Consider the following 9,126-nt stretch of genomic DNA (forward strand, 5'->3'; position numbering starts at 1 on the left):
GGAGAGAGACAGATGAGCCACATCGAAACGCAGATTCCCAGCGAAGCCGAACTGGTCGCCCGTGCCCAGGCGATGATCCCCACGCTGCGCGAGCGGGCCGAGGCCTGCGAGAAAGCGCGCATGGTGCCCAGGGAGACCATCGCCGACTTCCAGGAGGCCGGTTTCTTCAAGATCCTGCAGCCCAGGCGCTGGGGCGGCTACGAAATGAGCCCCAACGTGCTGAACAAGGTGCTGATGGAGCTGGCGCGCGGCTGCCCGTCCAGCGCCTGGAACGTGATGGTGCTCGGCGTGCATCCGTTCGAGGTCGGCCTGCTCGACCCGCGTTGCGGCGACGAGCTGTGGGGCAAGGACAACAGCCAGCTGGTGTCCTCCTCCTACGCGCCGTTCGGTACCGTCAAGGCGGTGGAGGGCGGCTATGCGCTCAACGGCGAATGGCTGACCTCCAGCGGTTGCGACCATGCCGCCGGCGGCGCCTTCGTCGGCGGCCGCGTGGCCAACGGCCAAGGCGAGCTGGAGTTCCGCTCGTTCTGGATCCAGCGCGGCGACTTCGAGATCGTCGACGACTGGCATGTGGTCGGCCTGGCCGGCACCGGCAGCAAGAAGCTGATCCTCAAGGACGTGTTCGTGCCCGACTACCGCAGCCACGTCATCGCCGCCTACGGCGAAGAGTCCCACGGGCAGGTCGAGAACCTCTACAAGATGCCGTTCTTCTACGTGTTCTACGCTGCCGTGTCCTCGGTGATCATCGGCATGGCGCGCGGCATGGCCGACCTCTACATCGAGCACATGAAGCCGCGGCAGAACCTCAACCAGGCCGTCGGTGCCGCCGTTCAGGACCCGTTCATCAAGGGCCGTCTGGGCGAGGCCTACGCGAAGATCCTCGCCGCGACCAGCCGCGTGCTGCAGAACACCGAGGAAGCTTGGGGCTATGCCTCGCGCGGCGAGCTGGTGCCGCTGGAGGTGCGCGTGCGCACCTTCGCCTCCAACCAGTTCACCGGCGGCGACTGCTTCGAGGCGGCGCACCTGATCTTCAAGAAGACCTCGACCCGCGGCGTTTGGCTGAGCAGCCCGATGCAGCGCCAGATGCGCGACATCCTGGTCGGCGCCAACCACATCACCCAGAACCAGGACAACATCGGCGATCTGCTGGGGGGGCAGTTGCTCGGCAATCCGCTGCCGGCCGGCAACCCGTTCGGCGTCAGGAACTGAGCCGGGCCTTTCCCATCAGCCTACACATGAGAGTGAACAGCCATGACCAAGGATATCAACCAGCTCCTGGAGTGGACCCCGAACGCCGAACTCGCGGCGCTGCCGATGGTGACCTCCGATGCCCACCGCTATGGCATGCGCAACTTTGCCGTCGGCGTCTCCATCGTTACCGCCCATGACGGCGAAACCCGTGTCGGTCTGACCGCCACCGCGGTCTGCTCGGTGACGGCCGACCCGCCGCGCCTGGTGGTTTTCGTCAACAAGAGGGTCGCCGCCAGCGAGGCGATCCTCAAGAGCGGCGCCCTGTGCGTCAACGTCCTCTCCGGCGAGCAGGAGCAACTGGCCAAGGTCTTCGCCGGCATGCTCGAGGGCATCCATGGCGAGGCCCGCTTCGAACATGGCCAGTGGCACACGCTGACCACCGGCGTCCCGGTGCTGGAGGGAGCCCTGACCAACTTCGACTGCCGGGTGGTCAAGGTCTTCGACGAGAGCACCCACCACGCTTTCCTCTGCGAGGTGCTGGCCACCGGCGAGCATGGCGGCGAGCCGCTCATCTACATGAACGGCGCGTTCCGGCGTCTCGCCCCCCTGAGCGGGGAGTGACGCTGCCGGCCCTTCCGGCTCGTGCCCCCCTTGGCGTTTCCATGGCCAAGGGGGGCCTTCGGCTTTTTTCGACCGACCGAAACTGCTTTGCGCACACAGGTATCACGACATGATGGCAACTACCCCCGCACTGACCGAAGCCTCCACCAGCCAGTTCGTCCGTATCCAGGAAGGCGACCTCGACCTGCAACTGCACTACAACGACTGCGGCGCGGGCGCCGAGACCGTGGTGATGCTGCACGGCTCCGGCCCCGGCGCCAGCGGCTGGGCCAACTTCAACCGCAACCTCGAGCCGCTGGTCGCCGCCGGCTACCGGGTGATCCTCATGGACTGCCCGGGCTGGAGCAAGAGCGACCCGATCGTCTGCAGCGGCTCGCGCTCCGACCTCAATGCCCGCGCCCTGAAGGGCCTGCTCGACGCCATCGACATCGACCGCGCGCACCTCGTCGGCAACTCGATGGGCGGGCACAGCGCGGTGGCCTTCGCTCTGGCCAATCCGCAGCGCGTCGGCAAGCTGGTGCTGATGGGCGGCGGCACCGGCGGCGCCAGCCCCTTCGCGCCGATGCCGACCGAAGGCATCAAGCTGCTCCAAGGGCTGTACCGCGAGCCGACCATCGACAACCTGAAGAAGATGATGAGCGTCTTCGTCTACGACACCAGCGAGCTGACCGAGGAGCTGTTCCAGACCCGTCTCGACAACATGCTGAGCCGTCGCGACCACTTGGAGAACTTCGTCGCGAGCCTGGCGGCCAACCCCAAGCAGTTCCCCGACTTCGGCCCGCGCCTTAGCGAGATCAAGGCGCGGACCCTGATCGTCTGGGGCAGCAACGACCGCTTCGTGCCGATGGACACCGGCCTGCGCCTGCTCGCCGGCCTGCCCAACGCCGAACTGCACGTGTTCAACCGCTGCGGCCACTGGGCGCAGTGGGAGCACGCCGACACGTTCAACCGCATGGTGCTGGACTTCCTCGGCCACTGAGCGGGTGGTTCGGCCCTCCGTAGGAGCCAGCTTGCTGGCGATAGCTTCGAGCTCTGCTCGCCAGCAAGCTGGCTCCTACGGGCGGTTTGTGCCGGCCGGGCTCAATTGCCGGCCAGCGCCGGCCCGGCCTCTTCGCGTTCCCGGATGCCCTGCTCGACGGTGGCCGCGAAGCGCTGCAAGGCCGGCAGGTAGCGCTTCGCCGCCTGCTCGATGGTCATCGCCTTGGCCACGTAGACCAGGTTGATACAGCCGTAGACCCGCTGTTCCCCACAGATCGGCACGGCGATGGCGGCAATCCTTTCCTCGCTGTTCCAGCTGCCGTAGTTCTCGCCGTAGCCGCGATGGCGCGTGCGCCGCAGCAGATTGTCCAGGCCGGACCGGTCGCGCGCCAGGCGCCCCTGCTCGTCGTCGCGGCTGGCCAGCAGCTCGACGATGCGCTCGCGTTCGGCGTCCGGACAGAAGGCCAGATAGGCGAGGCCGGTGGCAGTGAGCAGCATCGGCAGGCGGCGGCCGACCATCGAGCGATGGAACGACAGCCGGCTGAAGCGGTGGGTGGTCTCGCGCACCACCATGGCGTCCACGTCCAGGGTGCACAGGTCGGTCGGCCAGACCACCTCCTGCAGCAACTCGGCCAGGAGCGGCGCGGCCAGCGCGGAAATCCACTGCTCGTCGCGAAAGCCTTCGCTCAGTTCGCGCACCTTCATGGTCAGGCGGAAGCTGTCGTCCGACTCGCTGCGCCGCACGTAGCCCTCGTCCTGCAGGGTCTCCAGCAGGCGCCGCACCGTGGTGCGGTGCAGGCCGGTCAGCTCGGCCAGCTTCGCCGGACTGGCGCCGCCGTCCACCCGGTTGAGGGCGTTGAGGATCTGCAGGCCGCGGGTCAGGCCGCGCACGGTCTTGTATTCGGTATCGTGCTCGCTGCTCATATCTGCTGAAAACCCTTTGAAAAACAAATAAGTGCACTTAGTGCACGGTGGTCCGGTTTTTCATTGTAGGGGTTTTGGCGGCGTTCCTATACTCGCCCCCGATGGCGGAAAGCCCCCTGCGGGAAACAACAATGAGCCCAAGCGTATACCCGCCAGCCTACGAAACGGCGTCGCCGGCTTCGGCTCGATCAGCCCGCACCCTGCGAGGTACTCCATGAGCGTGACCCAACAGACCCTGGAACAACTGGCCGCCGCCCTGCGCGGGGCCGAGGCGAGCGGGGTGGCCGTCGAGCCGCTGCGCGGACTGATCGGCGAGGACAACGGCGTGGCCGCCTACGCCATCCAGCGCCTCAACGTCGCCCACGGCATGGCCGCCGGCCGCCGCGTGGTCGGCCGCAAGATCGGCCTGACCAATCCCAAGGTGCAGGCACAGCTCGGCGTCGGCCAGCCGGACTTCGGCACCCTGTTCGCCGACATGGGCTATGGCGACAACGAGGTCGTCCCGTTCGGCCGCGTGCTGCAGCCGAAGATCGAGGCGGAGATCGCCCTGATCCTGGAAAAGGACCTGCCGCGCGCCGACACCACCTTCGCCGAACTGATCGAGGCCACCGGCTGGGTGCTGCCGGCGCTGGAAATCGTCGGTAGCCGCGTGCAGGACTGGAACATCCGCTTCGTCGACACCGTGGCCGACAACGCCTCCAGCGGCTGCTTCGTGCTCGGCGGCCCGGCGCGCCGGCTGGCCGACGTCGACCTGCGCCAGGCGGCGATGCGCATGACCCGCAACGGCGAGGACGTCTCCAGCGGCAGCGGCGCCGAATGCCTCGGCCATCCGCTGAACGCCGCGGTGTGGCTGGCGCGCACCATGGCCCGCCTGGGCGAGCCGCTCAAGGCCGGCGACCTGATCCTCACCGGCGCCCTCGGGCCGATGGTCGGCGTGGCCGCCGGCGACCGCTTCGAGGCGGTGATCGACGGCCTCGGCCAGGTCGCCGTCAACTTCTCGGCCGAATGATCGGCGCGCTGCATGCACAAGAGACCAACAGCATGAAGAAACTCAAAGTCGCCATCGTCGGCTCCGGCAACATCGGCACCGACTTGATGATCAAGATTCTCCGTCATGGCCGGCACCTGGAAATGGGCGCGATGGTCGGCATCGACCCGGCCTCCGACGGCCTGGCCCGCGCCGCACGCCTCGGCGTGGCCACCACCTTTGAGGGCGTCGAGGGCCTGACCCGCCTGCCGGTGTTCGCCGACATCGACTTCGTCTTCGACGCCACCAGCGCGGGTGCCCACGTGAAGAACGACGTGTTCCTGCGTGGTTTGAAACCCGGCCTGCGCATGATCGACCTGACCCCGGCGGCCATCGGCCCGTACTGCGTGCCGGTGGTGAATCTCGAGCAGAACCTCCACGAGACCAACGTCAACATGGTCACCTGCGGCGGCCAGGCGACCATCCCGATGGTTGCCGCGGTGTCCCGCGTGGCCAGGGTCCACTACGCCGAGATCGTCGCCTCGATCAGCAGCAAGTCGGCAGGTCCCGGCACCCGCGCCAACATCGACGAGTTCACCGAGACCACTTCCAAGGCCATCGAGGTGATCGGCGGGGCGCAGAAGGGCAAGGCGATCATCGTCCTCAACCCGGCCGAGCCGCCGCTGATCATGCGCGACACCGTCTATGTGCTGTCGGATCTCGCCGACCAGGCGCAGGTCGAGGCTTCCATCGCAGAAATGGCCCAGGCGGTGCAGTCCTACGTGCCGGGCTATCGCCTGAAACAGCGGGTGCAGTTCGACGTGATCCCCGACGCCGCGCCGCTGAACATCCCCGGCCTGGGGCACCTGTCCGGGCTGAAGACCTCGGTGTTCCTCGAGGTCGAGGGCGCCGCCCACTACCTGCCGGCCTACGCCGGCAACCTCGACATCATGACCTCCGCCGCGCTGGCCACCGCCGAGCGCATGGCGCAATCCATGTTGTCCCAGCCGATGCTGAACGCGTAAGGAGCGCCGCCATGACCTTCAACCCCGGCAAGAAGCTGTACATCTCCGACGTGACCCTGCGCGACGGCAGCCACGCCGTGCGTCACCAGTACTCGATCAAGAACGTCCAGGACATCGCCCGCGCGCTGGACCAGGCGAAAGTCGACTCCATCGAGGTCGCCCACGGCGACGGCCTGCAGGGTTCGAGCTTCAACTACGGCTTCGGCGCCCACACCGATCTGGAGTGGATCGAGGCGGTGGCCGAGGTGGTCGGCCACGCGAAGATCGCCACCCTGCTGCTGCCCGGCATCGGCACCGTGCACGACCTGGACAACGCCTATAAGGCTGGCGCCCGGGTGGTCCGCGTCGCCACCCACTGCACCGAGGCGGACGTGTCCAGGCAGCACATCGAGCACGCCCGAAAGCTCGGCATGGACACCGTGGGCTTCCTGATGATGAGCCACATGACCAGCCCGCAGAACCTCGCCGTCGAGGCGAAGAAGATGGAGCGCTACGGCGCCACCTGCATCTACGTGGTCGACTCCGGCGGGGCGATGGGCATGCAGGACATACGCGAGCGCTTCCGCGCGGTCAAGGAGGTGCTCGACCCGGCCACCCAGACCGGCATCCATGCCCACCACAACCTGAGCCTCGGCGTGGCCAACTCCATCGTCGCGGTGGAGGAAGGCTGCGACCGCATCGACGCCAGCCTCGCCGGCATGGGCGCCGGGGCCGGCAACGCGCCGCTGGAGGTGTTCATCGCCGCGGCCGAGCGCCTCGGCTGGAACCACGGCACCGACCTCTACACCCTGATGGACGCCGCCGACGAGATCGTCCGTCCGCTGCAGGACCGTCCGGTGCGGGTCGACCGCGAGACCCTGGCCCTCGGCTACGCCGGCGTCTACTCGAGCTTCCTGCGCCATGCCGAGGTGGCGGCGAGCAAATACGGCCTGAGCACCGTGGACATCCTGGTCGAGCTGGGCAGGCGGCGGATGGTCGGCGGCCAGGAAGACATGATCGTCGACGTGGCGCTGGACCTGCTCAAGCGCTGAACCCACGACGCCCCCGAGCTGCACCGGCGGTCCCAGGGCCGCCGGTCGCCTCCCTGCATCCCCAGAAACGATAGGTACAACAACAATGACGACCTACACCTCGCAACATCTGGCGTCCGCCGACGTGGAACAGGACAGCCGACGGACCTGGCTGACCATCGCCCTGTGCTTTGCCGTCGCCGTGCTGGAGGGCATCGATTTCCAGGCGCCGGGCATCGCTGCGCCGGGCATGGCGGCGGCCTTCGGCCTCGACAAGCTGCACATGGGCTGGGTGTTCAGCGCCGGGATTCTCGGTCTGCTGCCCGGCGCCCTGGCCGGTGGCTGGCTGTCCGACCGCATCGGCCGCCGTCGCGTGCTGATCGGCTCGGTGGCGCTGTTCGGCATCTTCTCGATTGCCACCGCCCATGCCTGGGATCTCAACAGCCTGCTGGCGGCGCGCCTGCTGACCGGAGTAGGTCTCGGCGCGGCGCTGCCCAACCTGATCGCCCTGTGCTCGGAAGCCGCCGGCGAGCGCCTGCGCGGCACCGCGGTGAGCCTGATGTACTGCGGCGTGCCGCTGGGCGCGGCGCTGGCGGCGACCATCGGCATCGTCGGCTTCAGCGCCGACTGGACGCTGGTGTACTACGTCGGCGGTGTGTTGCCGCTGGTAGTGGTGCCGTTGCTGGGGCTCTGGCTGCCCGAGTCGGCGGCCTTCCGCGCGCGGCAGGAATCGGCCGTCAAGGCGACACGCGTCCCGGTCGTGCAGGGCCTCTTCCGCCAAGGGGCCGCGTTGCCGACGCTGCTGCTCTGGGCCGCCTATTTCTTCACCCTGATGGTGGTCTACATGCTGATCAGCTGGCTGCCGAGCCTGTTGGTCGGCCAGGGGTTCACCGGCAGACAGGCCAGCTGGGTGATGTTTTCCCTGCAGATCGGCGCGGCGGTCGGCACCCTGATGCTCGGCGTGCTGATGGAGCGCCTGCGCCCGCTGGCGATGGCCGGGCTGATCTATCTCGGTCTGCTCGCCGCGCTGGCGGGCCTCGGTATGGCCCGCGAGTTCCCGAGCATGTTGGTGGCGGGCTTTGCCGCCGGCATGTTCGCCACCGGCGGGCAGGGCGTGCTCTATGCCCTGGCGCCGCTGTTCTACCGCACCGAAGTGCGTGCCACCGGGGTCGGCGCCGCCGTGGCGGTCGGCCGCCTGGGTTCGATGAGCGGGCCGCTGGTGGCCGGGCAGATGCTGGCGCTGGGTACCGGTACCGCCGGGGTGATGCTGGCTTCCGCGCCCGGCATCGTGCTGGCGGCGGTGGCGGTCTTCTATCTGCTCGGCCGGCGCCGCGACCAAGGCGCGCTCGCCTGAACCGATCCAGCGGTCCCGGCGGGGGGCCGCGGATTCACTCCTTTACTGCCGCCGCTCCGGGCCGGGGCGGCGGCAGACCATAAGAACAAGAAGGTAATCGACATGCTCAACGCACGACGGGGCGCGGCAGGCGCGACCGTGCTGCTGCTCGCCCAAGGAGTTCAGGCGCAGGCGGCCGGCTTCATCGAGGACAGCCAGGGCAGCCTGACCCTGCGCAACTTCTACTTCGACCGCGACTACAAGGGCGAAAGCAACGTGTCCGCGCGCCGCGAATGGGCGCAGGGCTTCATCCTCAACCTCAAGTCGGGCTTCACCGAAGGGCCGGTCGGCTTCGGCCTCGACCTGCAGGGCATGCTCGGCGTCCAGCTCGACTCCTCGCGCGATAGGGCCGGCACCGGCCTGCTGCCGGTCGACCGCAGCAGCGGCAAGGCCGAGAGCGAGTATTCCGAGCTGGGGATCACCGGCAAGGTCCGCTACTCGAAGAGCGAACTCAACGTCGGCACCGTGATGCCGCGCCTGCCGATCCTGATCAGCAGCCCGGCCCGGCTGCTCTGGCAGACCTTCCGCGGCAGCCACCTGCGTTCCCAGGACATCCCGGGCCTGAGTTTCCAGGGCGGCTACCTGACCCGGATGAACCAGCGCGACTCCACCGACTACCAGAAGATCACCATCGCCGCGCCCAACGGGCGCTTCGACGGCACCGCCGAGTCCGACCAGTTCATCTTCTTCGGCGGCGACTACACCGGCATCTCCGGTCTGACCCTGAGCTACTACCACGCCCGGCTGGACGAGATCTACCAGCAGAACTACCTGGGCGCGATCCACCAGTTCAAGCTCGGCCCCGGCGAGTTCAAGACCGACTTCCGCTACTTCCTCAGCGACGAGGAGGGCGAGGGCAAGGCCGGCTCGGTGGACAACCAGTACGTCGGGCTGAACTTCGGCTACAAGCTGGGCGGGCACCGGCTGACGGTGGGCGGCTCGCTGTCCAGCGGCGACTCGGCGATGCCCTACATCGCCGGCTCGGAACCGCACCTGATCTCCGAGTACGCGCTCAGC

The 9,126-nt window shown here is 68.0% G+C and carries 9 protein-coding genes; 8 read left to right on the plus strand and 1 reads right to left on the minus strand.

All coding sequences use genetic code 11. The features are described from left to right. The first annotated feature begins 12 nt into the window (after positions 1–12). The 3 genes from BMY22_RS11330 to BMY22_RS11340 all read left to right on the plus strand — a co-directional run bounded on the left by BMY22_RS11330 (position 13) and on the right by BMY22_RS11340 (position 2,791). On the plus strand, positions 13–1,209 hold the full coding sequence (locus BMY22_RS11330) for an acyl-CoA dehydrogenase family protein (RefSeq protein WP_090622023.1): 1,197 nt from the start codon (positions 13–15) through the stop codon (positions 1,207–1,209). A 42-nt stretch (positions 1,210–1,251) separates the two neighbouring features. Then, a complete protein-coding gene (locus BMY22_RS11335; RefSeq protein WP_090622024.1) occupies positions 1,252–1,812 on the plus strand; it encodes a flavin reductase family protein in 561 nt (186 codons plus the stop codon). 109 nt (positions 1,813–1,921) lie between these two features. Beyond that, positions 1,922–2,791 (plus strand): alpha/beta fold hydrolase, encoded by an 870-nt coding sequence (locus BMY22_RS11340; protein WP_208599266.1) that lies wholly within the window; start codon positions 1,922–1,924, stop codon positions 2,789–2,791. A gap of 101 nt (positions 2,792–2,892) precedes the next feature. Here the strand turns inward: BMY22_RS11340 and BMY22_RS11345 are convergent, their stop codons facing one another. After that, the gene (locus BMY22_RS11345) at positions 2,893–3,714 is read right to left on the minus strand and encodes a DNA-binding transcriptional regulator (RefSeq protein ID WP_090622026.1); all 822 of its coding nucleotides are present in this window, start codon (positions 3,712–3,714) and stop codon (positions 2,893–2,895) included. 214 nt (positions 3,715–3,928) lie between these two features. On the opposite strand from BMY22_RS11345, the gene mhpD reads away from it, so the two are divergent. The 5 genes from mhpD to BMY22_RS11370 all read left to right on the plus strand — a co-directional run. Continuing rightward, positions 3,929–4,723 (plus strand): 2-keto-4-pentenoate hydratase, encoded by a 795-nt coding sequence (gene mhpD / locus BMY22_RS11350; protein WP_090622027.1) that lies wholly within the window; start codon positions 3,929–3,931, stop codon positions 4,721–4,723. 32 nt (positions 4,724–4,755) lie between these two features. Next, positions 4,756–5,706, plus strand: a complete 951-nt coding sequence (locus tag BMY22_RS11355) for an acetaldehyde dehydrogenase (acetylating) (RefSeq protein ID WP_090622040.1) — start codon at positions 4,756–4,758, stop codon at positions 5,704–5,706. An 11-nt stretch (positions 5,707–5,717) separates the two neighbouring features. Beyond that, positions 5,718–6,737 (plus strand): 4-hydroxy-2-oxovalerate aldolase, encoded by a 1,020-nt coding sequence (gene dmpG / locus BMY22_RS11360; RefSeq protein ID WP_090622029.1) that lies wholly within the window; start codon positions 5,718–5,720, stop codon positions 6,735–6,737. 85 nt (positions 6,738–6,822) lie between these two features. Beyond that, on the plus strand, positions 6,823–8,070 hold the full coding sequence (mhpT, locus tag BMY22_RS11365) for a 3-(3-hydroxy-phenyl)propionate transporter MhpT (protein ID WP_090622030.1): 1,248 nt from the start codon (positions 6,823–6,825) through the stop codon (positions 8,068–8,070). A gap of 102 nt (positions 8,071–8,172) precedes the next feature. After that, positions 8,173–9,126: OprD family outer membrane porin (locus BMY22_RS11370; RefSeq protein WP_090622031.1), on the plus strand; the 954-nt coding region annotated here is incomplete at its 3' end.

It is taken from the genome of Azotobacter beijerinckii (assembly GCF_900110885.1).
Lineage (GTDB): Bacteria > Pseudomonadota > Gammaproteobacteria > Pseudomonadales > Pseudomonadaceae > Azotobacter > Azotobacter beijerinckii.